Consider the following 13,948-nt stretch of genomic DNA (forward strand, 5'->3'; position numbering starts at 1 on the left):
GGACCGGACAGAGCGCTACGGCCGCACCCGGCCGCGCCCCGCGGACCCGCACGCCGGGGACACCTGCGTCACGACTCCGGCGGCCCGTCCCGCCGTGCCTGCGGGAACGCCCGTGCGAACGCCTCCCGCACCGCCGCTCCCGGTGTCCGGTCCAGCACCCCGAACACCACGTGCTCGAACGAGGACGCGAACCGGCCGCCGGGCCCCAGCGCCGCCCGGAAGGCGCCCGCGACCTGCGCCGGGTCGTTCCGGAAGACACCGCAGCCCCAGGCGCCGAGGACCAGCCGCCGGTAGCCGTGGGCCGCGGCCGTCTCCAGCACGCGTTCCGCCCGCACCGCCAGGGCGCCCGGCAGCCCGGCGGCCCGCTCCGGCACCGTACGCCGGATCACCCCGGCGTTGGGCGCGGCGGCCGTGAGGAAGCCCGCGCGGAACGGCTCGGCCAGCAGCCGGCCCCGGTCGTCCCTGAAGACCGGGACGCCCGGCGAGTGGATCACCCGGTCCGAGTAGAACGGGTCGCGGTCGGCACGGTGGTGGTCGTAGAAGGCGCGGGCCGTCAGCAGGCAGGTGTACAGCGCGGAGGCGCGGCACAGGGCCTCCTCCTGGGCCTGCGCGCCGTTCAGGTAGCCGCCGCCCGGGTTGCGGGCCGAGGCGAAGTTCAGCACCGCGACGGGGGCGCCGGCCAGCCGGCGGGCCGCCTCCAGGCTGCTCTCGCCGGTGACCTCGCAGAGCGGACCGGCGCCGGCCGCCGCCACGGGCGGCACCGGGACCGGCTCGGACGGCACCGGGACCGGCTCGGGCCCGAACATCCGGGTGCCCGCCCGCGCGGCCCCGACCGCGTCCGCGAGCGGCACCTCACGGCCGTCCGGCGCCCGGTACCGGCCCGCCGCCACGATCTGTTCCGTCTCCGCGGCGATCCCGCGCAGGCGCGCGCTCACGGCGCCACCCCCGTGGACGCCGTGACCGCGTCCCGCGCGGTCTCCCCCGTCGTGCTCATCTCCGCATCCTGGGCGATGCTGGTGCTGCGGTGCAACGGAGTTTTCCCGCCCCGGACCGCCGTGACCAGCACGGGAGACGAACAGAAGGGCAACGGCAGACGAGCGGGAGGCGCGTGCCGGACCGGCCCGGAAAGCCGGAACGGGCGAGGCAACGGACCGCGGAACAGCGAGCGGAACGGGCGGCGAAACGGACGTGAGCGGTCCGCAACGTCCGGGCGCGCGCCCTTGTGCACGCCCGCCGAATGGTTTTGGGTGGGACGAGTGCCTGCCCGGCGACCGCTCCGGGCAGGTGACATGGTGGACCTCAGGAGGACCCCGACATGTCGGCTACACAGAGCGACGACGGCGACTGTACGGAGTACCACGCCGCCGTCACCGAGGACGAGGCGGAAGCCCTGATACGGGGCATCTGCTTCAAGACCGGACCACCGCGCACACTCGGTGTCGAACTGGAGTGGCTCGTCCACTCCCTGGAGCGCCCCCAGCTCCCCGTCACAACCGAACGACTCGAAGCGGCCTACGCCGCACTGCGGGCCCTGCCCCTGGGTTCGGCGCTCACCGTCGAGCCCGGCGGCCAGTTGGAGCTCAGCTCCCTGCCCGCCGCCTCCCTGATGGAGTGCGTCGACACCGTCTCCGCCGATCTGGACACCGTCCGGGCGGCCCTGGCCGGGCACGGACTCGGCCTCGCCGGCATCGGCCACGACCCCTGGCACCCGCCCCGCAGGTTCCTGCGCGCGCCGCGCTACGACGCCATGGAGACGTGCCTGGACCGCACCGGTCCGGCGGGCCGGCGCATGATGTGCACCTCCGCCTCCGTCCAGGTGTGCGTGGACGCGGGCCACGAGGAGCCCGGCCCGCTGGGGCACGCCCGGCGCTGGTGGCTGGCCCATCAGCTCGGCGCGGTCCTGGTGGCCGCGTTCGCCAACTCCCCGCTGCTGGGCCGGCGGCCCACGGGCTGGCAGTCCACCCGCCAGCTGACGTGGATGGAGATAGGGGCCGGCCGGGCCGGCGCGCCGCCGCTGGACGCCGAGCCGCGGGCCGCCTGGGCCCGGCACGTGCTGGACTCCCCGGTGATGTGCGTCCGCCGGGAGAGCGGCCCGTGGGAGGTGCCGGCGGGCCTCACGTTCCGGCAGTGGACCCGCTCCCGGACGCCCCGGGCGCCCACCCGGGCCGACCTCGACTACCACCTGACCACGCTGTTCCCGCCGGTCCGGCCGCGCGGCCACCTGGAGCTGCGGATGATCGACGCGCAGCCCGGCCGGGACGGCTGGATCGTGCCGCTCGCGGTGACGGCGGCGCTGTTCGACGACCCGCGGGCCGCCGAGACGGCCTACCGGACCGTGAAACCGCTCGCCGAGCGGGCCCGGGACCGGCCCGCCCCGCACAACCCGCTGTGGTCCGACGCGGCCCGGCACGGGCTCGCCGACCGGGAGCTGCGCGAGGCGGCCGACGCCTGTTTCGCCGCGGCCCTGGAGGCGCTGCCCCGGCTCGGCGCCGCCCCGCGGATCGTCGACGCCGTGGCCGGTTTCCGGGACCGCCACGTGGCCCGGGGCCGCTGCCCCGCCGACGACCTGCTGGACCGGCTGCCCGCCATGACGCCGCCGCCCCGGACCGGGGGCACACCCACCGCCCACGGGAGGAAGGACCTCCGCACATGACCGCCCGGGAGACCGACACGTCCACCGCGACGGACACCACGACGGACACCACGACGGACACCGACGCCCTGCGCGAGCGGGCGCTGGCCAGCCTCACCACCGCCCGGGCCCGCACCACGCTGCTGACCAGCTGCGTCGACGAACCCGACCTCACCGCCCAGCACTCCCCGCTGATGTCCCCGCTGGTGTGGGACCTCGCGCACATCGGCAACCAAGAGGAGCAGTGGCTGCTGCGGACGGTCGGCGGACGGGAGGCGATACGCCCCGAGATAGACAACCTGTACGACGCCTTCGAGCATCCGCGGGCCGAGCGCCCCTCGCTGCCGCTGCTGCCGCCCGCCGAGGCCCGGCGGTACGCGGCCGAGGTGCGCGGCCGGGCCCTGGACCTGCTGGAGAACGCCGAGTTCGGCGGCAGCCGGCTGACCGAGGCCGGCTTCGCCTTCGGCATGATCGCCCAGCACGAACAGCAGCACGACGAGACCATGCTGATCACCCATCAGCTCCGGACCGGCCCGCCGGCCCTGACCGCGCCCGGCCCGGAGCCGGCCCCGCCGTTCACCGGGCCCGCCGAAGTCCTGGTGCCCGGCGGCCCGTTCACGATGGGAACCTCCACCGAGCCCTGGGCGCTGGACAACGAACGCCCGGCGCACCCGCGCCAGGTGGAGCCGTTCTGGATCGACACCACCCCGGTGACCAACGCGGCCTACCAGGCGTTCATCGAGGACGGCGGCTACGACACCGAGCGCTGGTGGGCGCCCGAGGGCTGGGCGCACATCAGGCGGCACGGCATCACCGCCCCGCTGTTCTGGCGGCGGGACGGCGGCCAGTGGCTGCGGCGCCGGTTCGGGGCCACGGAACCGGTGGCGCCCGACGAGCCGGTCCTGCACGTGTGCTGGTACGAGGCGGACGCCTACGCCCGCTGGGCCGGGCGGCGGCTGCCCACCGAGACCGAGTGGGAGAAGGCGGCGCGCTTCGACCCGGCCACCGGCCGCTCCCGGCGCTACCCGTGGGGTGACGCCGATCCGGCGCCCGAGCACGCCAACCTCGGCCAGCGCCACCTGGGCCCGGCCCCGGCCGGCAGCTATCCGGCGGGCGCGTCGCCGCTCGGGGTACGGCAGTTGATCGGTGACGTGTGGGAGTGGACGGCGAGCGACTTCCTGCCGTACCCGGGCTTCCGGGCCTTCCCGTACCGGGAGTACTCGGAGGTGTTCTTCGGGCCCGAGCACAAGGTGCTGCGCGGCGGCTCGTTCGCGGTGGACCCGGTGGCCTGCCGCGGCACGTTCCGCAACTGGGACTACCCCGTGCGCCGGCAGATCTTCTCCGGCTTCCGCACCGCCCGGCCGGAGGCCGTCTGATGTGCCGTCACCTCGCCTACCTGGGACCCGAGGAGCCGCTCGGCCGGCTGCTCGTGGAACCCCCGCACAGCCTGTTCCGCCAGTCCTGGGAGCCGCGCCGGCAGCGGTACGGGACGGTCAACGCCGACGGTTTCGGAGTGGGCTGGTACGCGCCCGGGGACCCGGTCCCGGCGCGCTACCGGCGCTCCGGGCCGATCTGGGCGGACCTGTCCTTCGCCGACCTGTCCCGGGTGGTGCGGTCGGGCGCCGTGCTCGCGGCGGTCCGCGACGCCACCCTCGCGGGAGCGGACGCCGAGGCCGCCGCGGCGCCGTTCGCCGCCGGGCGCTGGCTGTTCAGCCACAACGGCGCCCTCGCCGGCTGGCCGGACTCGGTGGCCCCCCTGGCGGCCGGGCTGCCCCCGGTCGAGCTGCTGTCGCTCCAGGCCCGCACCGACTCGGCGTTCGTCTGGGCGCTGGTCCTGCACCGGCTGCGCCAGGGCGACACGCCGGACCGGGCGCTGGCCGAACCGGTCCGCCGGCTGGCCCGGGCGGCCCCGGCGTCCCGGCTCAACCTGCTGCTGACCGACGGCGACACGATCGCCGCGACCGCCTGGGGCGATTCGCTCTGGTACCGCGCGGAGCCCGGCCGGAGCACGGTCGTCGCCTCCGAGCCGTACGACGACGATCCGCTGTGGCAGGAGGTCCCCGACCGCACCGTGCTCACCGCGAGCCGCACCGGCGTGCAGCTCGCCCCGCTGGACGTTCCGGCGGCCGTACCCTCGAAGGAGCCCTGTCGTTGAGCCCCCTGCACGTCACCCGTACCCTCGCCGAGGACGCGACGGACGCCGCGCTGCGCGCCGATGTCCTCGGCGGTCTGACCGCCACGCCCAAGTGGCTGCCGCCCAAGTGGTTCTACGACGCCCGCGGCAGCGAGCTGTTCGAGCAGATCACCGAGCTGCCCGAGTACTACCCGACGCGCGCCGAGCGGGAGATCCTCGCCGCCCGGTCCGGTGAGATAGCCGCCGCCGGCGGGGCCCGCACCCTGGTGGAGCTGGGCTCGGGGTCCTCGGAGAAGACCCGCTATCTGCTCGATGCGTTCACCCCGCTCGCCGCCTACGTCCCGGTGGACGTCAGCGAGAGCGCCCTGGTCCAGGCCGGGCAGGCCCTGGTCGAGGAGCGTCCCGGCCTGGAAGTCCACGCGTTGATCGCCGACTTCACCGCGCCGCTGGCCCTGCCCCGCACCCCCGGGCCCCGGCTGGTGGCCTTCCTCGGCGGCACGATCGGCAATCTGCTGCCCGCCGAACGCGCGGCCTTCCTGGCGTCCGTGCGCGCGCTGCTCGACCCGGGCGACACGCTCCTGCTCGGCACCGATCTGGTGAAGGACGAGCGGGTGCTGGTCCGGGCGTACGACGACGCGGCCGGGGTGACGGCCGCATTCAACAAGAACGTGCTGTCCGTGGTCAACCGTGAACTGGGCGCCGACTTCGACCCCGAGGCGTTCGAGCACGTGGCCCGGTGGGACGCCGGGCAGGAGTGGATCGAGATGCGGCTGCGCTCCCGTACCGCCCAGACCGTGAAGGTGCCCGCGCTGGACCTCGCCGTGGACTTCGCGGCGGGCGAGGAGCTGCGCACCGAGGTGTCCGCGAAGTTCCGCAAGGAGCGGGTGACCGCGGAACTGGCCGCAGCCGGACTGCACCTGACCCACTGGTGGACGGACGAGCAGGACCGGTTCGCGCTGTCGCTGAGCGTGGTGCGCTGAGCGGGGCCCGGCGGCTCAGCGCAGGTCCGGGACGAGCGCTTCGGTGATCTGCCGGGAGGCGCGGCGGGCCTCGATCGCCGGGTCCCCGCCCTGGAGCACCCGGGTCATGTACTCCTTGATCGGGTTGTCGGCCTCGACGTCGGCCCACTGAGGAGTGGTGGGGGTCGCCCGGCCGTGCGCCGCGCCCGCGGCCATGGCGGCGACCCCCTCCTCGCCGGCGACCGCGCCGGCGAGGGTGGTCTTGTTGGGCACGTAGTTCATGGTGCGGGCCAGCTCGGTGTCCCACTTGGCGCCGGTGAGCGCCCCGACGACGGTGGTCGCGGCGAACTGGTCGTCGGTGTTCTGCGGCACCACCAGGTCGGAGCCGCCGGTGAAGACGGCGCCGGGCCGGCCGGCGGTGCGGCCGGGCACGGGGAAGAAGCCGATCTTGCCGGTCAGTTCCGGGTTCTTCCGCAGGACCGCCTGGACGAGGCCCGGTACGGCGATGATCTGGGCGACCTTGCCGCCGGCGAACACCCCGGCCTGCGGCGGGTGTTCCTCGTCGGCCGCCGCGGGGCCCTCGCCCAGTGCCTGGAGCCGGCGGTAGAAGTCCATGCCGCGCAGCGCGGCCGGGCTGTCCAGGGTGCCGAGCCACTCGTGGTCCTTCTCCTCGGCGAGTTCGCCGCCCTCGTCCCAGATGAACCCCGACAGCGTGTACCAGTCCTGTCCGGCGAGGTAGATCCCCTGGTTGCCGCCGCTGTTCAGCTTCTCGGTGGCGGTGAGCCACTCGTCGCGGGTCTTCGGCGGGCCGTCGATGCCGGCCTGCCGGAAGAGGTCCTTGCGGTAGACGACGACCCGGCTGGCCGCGTACCAGGGCACGCCGTACTGCTTGTTGCCGTCCTTGCCGGGCTGGGCGAGGCCCGGCAGCCACTTCTCCTTGCCCCAGTCCCGCATCGACTCCAGGGTGAGGTCGGCCAGCCGGCCGCCGTCGGCGTACAGCGGCACCTGGGTGTTGCCGACCTCGATGACGTCGGGGCCGGCTCCCGGGCCGGCCTTGAGCGCGGCGCGGACCTTCTCCACGATGCCGGTCCACTCCTGGATGCGGATGTCGAGGCGCAGGTCGTCGTGGGTGCGCTCGAAGTCCTCGGTGAACCGCCGCAGGAACTCCCCGGAGGCGCTGTCCTTCATCAGCCAGACGGTGACGGTCGTGCGCTCGTGGTCGCCGGGGAGCATTCCGCAGGCGCTGACGAGGGAGCCGGTGGCACAGAGGAGGGCGAGCAGACGACGTCTCACGAGGGGTCCTGTTCTGTCTGGCAAGGGTGCTGGGACAGCGGTCGGGGGCCCGGCGTGGGGGGACGAGCGGGAAGGCTCGTACGGGTGGGGTGATTTTGGTATGTACCAATGCGGAGGTCAAGCGTTACCGGGCGGTACGGGCGGGACGCCGTGCGGGGGCGGCGCGGATACGGCACGGTGGAGTACGGCGTGAACGAGAGGAGCACCCGCATGTCGAACCACACCTACCGGGTCACCGAGATCGTCGGCACCTCGCACGAGGGCGTCGACCAGGCCATCCGCAACGGCATCGCCCGCGCCGGCCAGACCCTGCGCAACCTGGACTGGTTCGAGGTGACCCAGGTGCGCGGCCAGATCGAGGACGGCCGCATCGAGCACTATCAGGTGGGTCTGAAGGTCGGCTTCCGCATCGAGGACGGCACCTGAGCCGCCCCCGGCGGGACCCGGGACCCGAGCCGCCCGGGCACGGCCGCGTCAGGTACGGCCCTCCCGCTCCTGCGCCTCCCGCAGCGCGTCCGACGACACCGCCCAGCGGGCCCGTACGACCGTGAACCCGGCCCGCTCGGCGGCGTCGCACACCAGCTCGTCGTCGTCCACGAGGAAGCGGATCTCGCGGTCCCGGGCGAGCCGGCGCAGGATCTCCAGCTTGGTGGTCCGGGCCGGCCTGCGGTCGGCGTCGCGGCGCATGAACAGCCGCCCCTCGGGCAGTCCGTGCGCCGCCAGCCACTCCCGGGTGTCGCGGCGGAACCGCTCGGGGCGCCCGGTGAGATAGACGACCTCGCAGGCGCGGGCGCTCTCCACGGCCAGCGCCACGCCCTCGGCGAGCGGCGGGTCCTGGGGCGCGGCGGCGAAGAACGCCTCCCATTCGCGGGGCCGTACCTCCAGGTGGTGCTGCCGGTGGGCGGTGCCGGCCAGCGTGTTGTCGAGGTCGAACACGGCGATCGGCCGCCCGCTGCTGTCACTCACACCGGCCACCCTAACCAGCGGCCGGCCGTGGAACACCCCGGGCCGGGCACCGGCCGGCGCGCCCTGGGGGGACGGGCCCACGCCCCCGCGCTTGCGCGCCGCGGGAATCACCGGCCCGCCCAGGCGTTGAACCCTGCGTGAGCAGCTCTGTGATCAGCCGGACCCGGTTCTCCGTCCTGGACCGCTCCCGCACCCGGGAGGGCCACCCGCCCGCCGAGGCGCTGCGGGACACCGTCGCGCTGGCCCGGGAGGCGGAGGCGCTGGGGTACCACCGGTTCTGGGTCTCCGAGCACCACGGCGTGCCCGGGGTGGCCGGCTCCGCGCCGACCGTGCTCGCCGCCGCGGTCGCCGCCGCCACCCGCACCATCCGGGTCGGCACCGGCGGCGTCATGCTGCCCAACCACCGCACCCTGGTCGTCGCCGAGCAGTTCGGGGTCCTGGAAGCGCTGTTCCCGGGCCGTGTCGACATGGGGCTCGGCCGCTCCGTGGGCTTCACGGACGGGGTGCGCAAGGCGCTGGGCCGGGACAAGGGCGACGCGGAGGACTTCGGGGCGCAGCTCGGCGAGCTGCTGGACTGGTTCACGGGCGCCTCGCCGGCCGGGGTGCGCGCCCGCCCCGCCGAGGGCCTGACCGTACCGCCGTTCGTGCTGGCCACCGGCGAGGGCGCGCGGATCGCGGCCCGCGCCGGACTGCCCCTGGTCATCGGGGATCTGCGCGGCCGCGAGAAGCTGCTGCGCGGCGTCGACCGCTACTGCTCCCTGTTCCGCCCCTCCCGCTGGGCCGCCGAGCCGTACGTGGTGATCTCCGGCACGGTCGCGGTCGCCGGCACCGAGGCCGCGGCGCGCCGGCTGCTGGTCCCCGAGGCCTGGGCGCTGGCGCACTCCCGCACGCACGGCACGTTCCCGCCGCTCGCCCCCGCCGAGGCGGTCGAGGCACGGACGATGACCGCCAGGGAGCGGGAGCTGTACGCGTCCGGGCTCGCCGGGCACATCGCGGGCACCGCGGACCAGGTCGCCCACGAGCTGGAGGCGGTGCTGAAGGAGACGGGCGCCGCGGAGGTGCTCGTCACCACCAGCACGTACGACCGTACGGCCCTGCTGGACTCCTACCGGCGGCTCGCCGCGCTCTTCGCGCCGGGCCGCTGAGCCGCCCGAGATGCGGACCCGGCCCCGGCCGGTGACCCTGAAAGGGCAAGCCGCAATCGACGAGGAGGGCTGCCATGTCCTTCATGGACAAGATCAAGGGCATGCTCAAGGGCCATGAGGGCGTGGCCGACAAGGGCATCGACAAGGGCGGCGACTACATCGACCAGCGCACCGGCGACAAGTACCGGTCGCAGGTCGACACCGGACAGGACAAGGCGAGGGACGAGTTCGGCACCCGCGGGGACCGGGGCAACCCTCCGCGGTCGTAGCGCTCGGGGGCGGCATAGAGTAGGCCCCCGATGCACAGTTCCCATGATCCGTACGTCCGCGTCCGCGGCGCCCGCGAGCACAACCTCAAGGGCGTGGACGTGGACATCCCCCGGGACGTACTGGCCGTGTTCACCGGCGTCTCCGGCTCGGGCAAGTCCTCCCTGGCGTTCGGCACCCTGTACGCCGAGGCCCAGCGGCGGTACTTCGAGTCGGTGGCGCCGTACGCGCGCCGGCTGATCCACCAGGTCGGGGCGCCCCGAGTCGGTGAGATCACCGGGCTGCCGCCCGCGGTCTCGCTCCAGCAGCGCCGTTCGGCGCCGACCTCGCGCTCCTCGGTGGGCACGGTCACCCAGCTGTCCAACTCGCTGCGCATGCTCTTCTCGCGCGCCGGCACCTATCCGCCCGGCGCCGCGCGGCTCGACTCGGACGCGTTCTCGCCGAACACGGCGGCCGGTGCCTGTCCGGCCTGCCACGGCCTCGGTCAGGTCCACGACACCACCGAGGAACTGCTGGTCCCGGACCCGTCGCGGTCCGTGCGCGAGGGGGCCGTCGCGGCCTGGCCGGGCGCCTGGCAGGGCAAGAACCTGCGGGACATCCTGGACGCGCTCGGGTACGACGTGGACCGGCCCTGGCGCGAGCTGCCCGCCGAGCAGCGCGAGTGGATCCTGTTCACCGACGAGCAGCCGGTGGTCACCGTGCACCCGGTGCGGGACGCCGACCGCATCCAGCGGCCGTACCAGGGCACCTACACCAGTGCCCGCCGGTATGTGCTGAAGACGTTCTCCGACACCAGGTCGGCCACGCTGCGGGCGAAGGCGGAGCGGTTCCTGACCAGCACGCCCTGCCCGGCGTGCGCGGGCAGCCGGCTACGGCCCGAGGCGCTCGCGGTGACGTTCGGCGGCCGGACCATCGCCGAGCTGGCCGCGCTGCCGCTGACCGACCTCGTCCCGCTGCTCGACGGCCGCTCGGAGGCGGCCCGGGTGCTCACGGCGGACGTGAAGTCCCGGATCGCGCCGGTGATCGAGCTGGGCCTCGGCTACCTCAGCCTGGACCGGGCGGCCCCGACGCTCTCCGCGGGCGAGCTGCAACGGCTGCGGCTCGCCACCCAGTTGCGCTCCGGACTGTTCGGCGTGGTGTACGTGCTGGACGAGCCGTCCGCCGGGCTGCACCCGGCAGACACCGAGGCGCTGCTCACCGTGCTGGACCGGCTCAAGGCGGCCGGGAACTCGGTGTTCGTCGTGGAGCACCACCTGGACGTGGTGCGCGGCGCCGACTGGGTCGTCGACGTGGGACCGGGCGCGGGCGAGCACGGCGGGCGGGTGCTGTACAGCGGGCCGCCGGCCGAACTGGCCTCGGTGGCCCGGTCGGTGACGGCCGGGTACCTCTTCGACGAGTCGCCCGGGCCGGTCCGCCGGGTCCGCGAGCCGCGCGGCTGGCTGACGGTGGGCCCGGTGACCCGGCACAATCTGCGCGAGGTGGCGGCCCGGTTCCCGGTCGGCGCCTTCACCGCGGTCACCGGTGTGTCCGGCTCGGGGAAGTCCACGCTCATCGGCGAGCTGACCGAGGACGTGCCCGGTGTCGGGCGGCTGGTCCGGGTCGACCAGAAGCCCATCGGCCGCACCCCGCGGTCCAACCTGGCCACCTACACGGGCCTGTTCGACGTCGTACGGAAGGTGTTCGCCGGCACCGCGGAGGCGAAGGCGCGCGGTTACGGGGTCGGGCGGTTCTCCTTCAACGTCCCCGGCGGGCGCTGCGAGACCTGTCAGGGCGAGGGCTTCGTCAGCGTGGAGCTGCTGTTCCTGCCGAGCACGTACGCGCCCTGCCCGGACTGCGCGGGCGCCCGCTACCGCCCCGAGACGCTGCAAGTGGCCTACCGGGGCCGGAACATCGCGCAGGTGCTGGACCTGACCGTGGAGGCCGCCGCGGAGTTCTTCGCGGACAGCCCGGCCGCCGCGCGCAGTCTCGGCGCCCTGCTCGACGTGGGCCTCGGTTATCTGCGGCTCGGTCAGCCCGCGACCGAGCTGTCCGGCGGCGAGGCCCAGCGGATCAAGCTGGCGAGCGAACTCCAGCGCGGGCGCCGGGGCCACACCCTGTACCTGCTGGACGAGCCGACGACCGGGCTGCATCCGGCCGACGTCGAGGTGCTGATGGACCGGCTGCACGGGCTGGTCGACGCCGGGCACACGGTCGTCGTGGTGGAGCACGACATGACGGTGGTCGCGGGCGCCGACTGGGTGATCGACCTGGGGCCGGGCGGCGGCGACCGGGGCGGGCGGATCGTGGCGGCCGGCCCGCCGGACCAGGTGGCCCGCGCGCCGGGCAGCGCGACGGCACCCTATCTGGCGCGAGTCATGCCCTGAGCACCGTGCCCGGCCCGCGGTTTCGCCGGCCCGCGTGTTGTCTCCGGCCCGCGTGTTCTCTCCGGTCCGCGTGTTTTCGCCGGCTCCCGCGGCCACCCGCTCGTGACCAGGGCCGTGTGGGTCCAGGCCGGCTCCGGGGCGGGCGGCTGGGCGGCACGGGCGAGGGTCCGGCGGTCGGGGTGGGCGCCGGGCGGGAGCACCGGCCGGATCTCCACCTCGGCGACCAGGCCACGGGTACGGGCCACCCGCCACAGGGACGCGAGCAGGGTGTCCTCGCCGACGAAGGCCGCCGCGGTGCCGGGGCCGCCGTCCAGCCGCCGGTAGCGCAGGACGACCGGCTGCACCGGCACGCCCGCGTCCAGCGCGGCCTGGAAGACGGCCCGGCGGAACCGGCCCTGGGCGCGCCCGCACCAGGTGCTGCCCTCGGGGAAGGCGGTCACGGCCGCGCCCGCGCGCAGGGCGGCGGCGATCCGGGCGACCGCGCCGGGCAGGGCGCGCAGCCGGTCCCGTTCGATGAACAGGGTGCCGCCGCGCGCGGCGAGCGCGCCCGCCACGGGCCACCGCCGGACCTCGGCCTTGGCGACCATCCGGGCCGGGCGCACGGCGGCGAGCAGCGGGACGTCCAGCCAGGAGACGTGGTTGGCGACCAGCAGCAGCCCGCCGGCCGGCGGGGCGGCGCCGGTGACGCGGACCCGGACCCCGGCGGCCCGCACGATCACCAGGCACCACCGCCGGACCCACTCGGCGGACCTCCTCCCCCGCGCGCCGCGCCGCCCCCGGACGAACGGGGACAGCGCGATCCCGGCCAGCACCAGGGCCGCGACGGCGGTCAGCCGCAGCACGGCGCGGGCGCCGGCCACGGCGGGCCGGCCCGGCTCCGCGCAGGCCGCCGGGGTGCAGGGCGCGGTGGGCAGCCAGCCGCTCATCCGGCCGGGACGAGGGAGAGGAAGTGCCGCAGATAGCGCGGGTGGATCCGGCGCATCGACAGCAGGACGTACAGGTCGGCGACCTTGAAGTCCGGGTCGTGCGCGGGCTCGCCGCACACCCAGGCGCCGAGCCGGAGGTAGCCGCGCAGCAGGGCGGGCAGCTCGCCGGGGCCGGCCGTGGCCCGGGCGGCGGGCGGGGTCCAGGGCAGCAGCGGCCGGACCCGGAACTCCTCGGGCGCCAGGTGTCCGGCGCGGACCCGCTCCCAGGTGCCGGCGGCGAGGGCGCCGCCGTCGGCGAGCGGGACGGAGCAGCAGCCGGCCAGCCACTCGTGGCCCCGGTCGGTCATGTAGCGGGCTATGCCGGCCCAGATCAGGCCGATGACGGCGCCGTCGCGGTGGTCGGGGTGGACGCAGGAGCGGCCGGCCTCGACCAGGCCGGACCGGATCGCGCCGAGGCCGGTGAGGTCGAACTCGCCCTCGGCGTAGAGCCGTCCGGCGACCGCGGCCCGCTCGGGCGGCAGCAGCCGGTAGGTGCCGACGACCTGCCCGGTCGCGGTGTCCCGCACCAGGAGGTGGTCGCAGTAGGCGTCGAAGGCGTCGATGTCGTGCCCCGGCTCCGCGTCGCCCAGCAGCGCTCCCAGCTCCCCGGCGAAGACCTGGTACCGCAGCCGCTGCGCGGCCCGGACGTCGGCCTCGTCGCGGGCGAGGGCGACGGTGTAGCGGGCGGGTGGGGCGGGCTGCGCGGGACGGTCGAGCGTGGGAACGCCGGTCATGGCTCACTCCAGGTGACGGGCCGGTTCGGCGGCAGCGGCGGCGGACCCGGTGTGGTGCGGCCCGCCGCTCCTGTTCTGCCGAGGCCGGTTGGCGTGCGCGTGACCTGTGCCGGGAGAGCGGATGTGAGGGTGGTGAACGCCGTTCTTCCGCCGGCCGGCCGCCGGGGTGCCGGACCGCGCCGTTCCGGCCGTGGCGCGCGGTGGCCGAGTGGCCGGATCACTCTCCCGTGGACCCTGATACCGGTCAGCACCATGCCGAGCGAGCGCGGACTCGCCCCGGCGGAGCCGGCGGACCTGCCACCGACCCGGCCCCACGACGCCGTCCTGCCGGACCCGGACCGATGTGCGGGGCGCGCGGGCCGGGTACGGCAGCCTACTGGTGCTCACCGGCCGTCCCGGCCCGGCCGGGACGGCAGACCCACAACGCGGTCCGGCCGGGGCGGCGGGCCTGCGCCCGGCGCGGCCGGGCTTCCCGGTCGGGAGGTGGTGG

13 protein-coding genes are annotated in these 13,948 nt (G+C 75.4%); 8 read left to right on the top strand and 5 right to left on the bottom strand.

The window, feature by feature from the left end; translation table 11 throughout:
- Window positions 1-68: 68 nt before the first annotated feature.
- A complete protein-coding gene (locus ACZ4SV_RS06270) occupies window positions 69-935 on the bottom strand; it encodes a TIGR02452 family protein (protein WP_468001845.1) in 867 nt (288 codons plus the stop codon).
- A 380-nt stretch (window positions 936-1,315) separates the two neighbouring features.
- Between ACZ4SV_RS06270 and egtA the strand changes: the two genes are divergently transcribed.
- From egtA to egtD, 4 genes are read left to right on the top strand one after another with little or no spacing between them, the layout of a single operon-like run.
- Window positions 1,316-2,653 (top strand): ergothioneine biosynthesis glutamate--cysteine ligase EgtA, encoded by a 1,338-nt coding sequence (gene egtA, locus ACZ4SV_RS06275; RefSeq protein ID WP_468001847.1) that lies wholly within the window; start codon window positions 1,316-1,318, stop codon window positions 2,651-2,653.
- Complete coding sequence (egtB, locus tag ACZ4SV_RS06280; RefSeq protein ID WP_468001849.1) at window positions 2,650-4,008, top strand: ergothioneine biosynthesis protein EgtB; 1,359 nt, start codon at window positions 2,650-2,652, stop codon at window positions 4,006-4,008. The genes egtA and egtB overlap by 4 nt, the downstream gene beginning before the upstream one ends.
- Window positions 4,008-4,787 (top strand): ergothioneine biosynthesis protein EgtC, encoded by a 780-nt coding sequence (egtC, locus tag ACZ4SV_RS06285; RefSeq protein WP_468001851.1) that lies wholly within the window; start codon window positions 4,008-4,010, stop codon window positions 4,785-4,787. Before egtB ends, egtC begins: the two co-directional genes overlap by 1 nt.
- A complete protein-coding gene (egtD, locus tag ACZ4SV_RS06290; protein WP_397935113.1) occupies window positions 4,784-5,746 on the top strand; it encodes an L-histidine N(alpha)-methyltransferase in 963 nt (320 codons plus the stop codon). Before egtC ends, egtD begins: the two co-directional genes overlap by 4 nt.
- A gap of 15 nt (window positions 5,747-5,761) precedes the next feature.
- On the opposite strand, the gene ACZ4SV_RS06295 is transcribed toward egtD, so the two are convergent.
- The gene (locus ACZ4SV_RS06295; protein WP_468001854.1) at window positions 5,762-7,018 is read right to left on the bottom strand and encodes an extracellular solute-binding protein; all 1,257 of its coding nucleotides are present in this window, start codon (window positions 7,016-7,018) and stop codon (window positions 5,762-5,764) included.
- Window positions 7,019-7,228: 210 nt separating this feature from the next.
- Here ACZ4SV_RS06295 and ACZ4SV_RS06300 point away from each other — a divergent pair, with 210 nt between their 5' ends.
- Window positions 7,229-7,444, top strand: coding sequence for a dodecin (locus ACZ4SV_RS06300; RefSeq protein ID WP_365873304.1), 216 nt, complete (start codon window positions 7,229-7,231; stop codon window positions 7,442-7,444).
- Window positions 7,445-7,492: 48 nt separating this feature from the next.
- Here the strand turns inward: ACZ4SV_RS06300 and ACZ4SV_RS06305 are convergent, their stop codons facing one another.
- The gene (locus ACZ4SV_RS06305; RefSeq protein WP_468001856.1) at window positions 7,493-7,984 is read right to left on the bottom strand and encodes a phosphatase domain-containing protein; all 492 of its coding nucleotides are present in this window, start codon (window positions 7,982-7,984) and stop codon (window positions 7,493-7,495) included.
- 137 nt (window positions 7,985-8,121) lie between these two features.
- Here ACZ4SV_RS06305 and ACZ4SV_RS06310 point away from each other — a divergent pair, with 137 nt between their 5' ends.
- The 3 genes from ACZ4SV_RS06310 to ACZ4SV_RS06320 all read left to right on the top strand — a co-directional run bounded on the left by ACZ4SV_RS06310 (window position 8,122) and on the right by ACZ4SV_RS06320 (window position 11,759).
- Window positions 8,122-9,129 (top strand): MsnO8 family LLM class oxidoreductase, encoded by a 1,008-nt coding sequence (locus tag ACZ4SV_RS06310; protein ID WP_468001858.1) that lies wholly within the window; start codon window positions 8,122-8,124, stop codon window positions 9,127-9,129.
- A 74-nt stretch (window positions 9,130-9,203) separates the two neighbouring features.
- Window positions 9,204-9,398 carry an antitoxin gene (locus ACZ4SV_RS06315; RefSeq protein ID WP_365873298.1) on the top strand — a complete coding sequence of 65 codons (195 nt, stop codon included), beginning with the start codon at window positions 9,204-9,206 and terminating at the stop codon, window positions 9,396-9,398.
- Between the two features lie 30 nt (window positions 9,399-9,428).
- Window positions 9,429-11,759: an excinuclease ABC subunit UvrA gene (locus tag ACZ4SV_RS06320; RefSeq protein ID WP_365873296.1), complete on the top strand. Its 2,331-nt coding sequence runs from the start codon at window positions 9,429-9,431 to the stop codon at window positions 11,757-11,759.
- Here the strand turns inward: ACZ4SV_RS06320 and ACZ4SV_RS06325 are convergent.
- Window positions 11,735-12,685 (bottom strand): lysophospholipid acyltransferase family protein, encoded by a 951-nt coding sequence (locus ACZ4SV_RS06325; protein ID WP_468001861.1) that lies wholly within the window; start codon window positions 12,683-12,685, stop codon window positions 11,735-11,737. The genes ACZ4SV_RS06320 and ACZ4SV_RS06325 overlap by 25 nt on opposite strands.
- Window positions 12,682-13,458 carry a GNAT family N-acetyltransferase gene (locus ACZ4SV_RS06330; protein WP_468001863.1) on the bottom strand — a complete coding sequence of 259 codons (777 nt, stop codon included), beginning with the start codon at window positions 13,456-13,458 and terminating at the stop codon, window positions 12,682-12,684. Before ACZ4SV_RS06330 ends, ACZ4SV_RS06325 begins: the two co-directional genes overlap by 4 nt.
- Window positions 13,459-13,948: the final 490 nt, after the last annotated feature.

Source organism: Streptomyces sp. NPDC027672 (assembly GCF_055566335.1).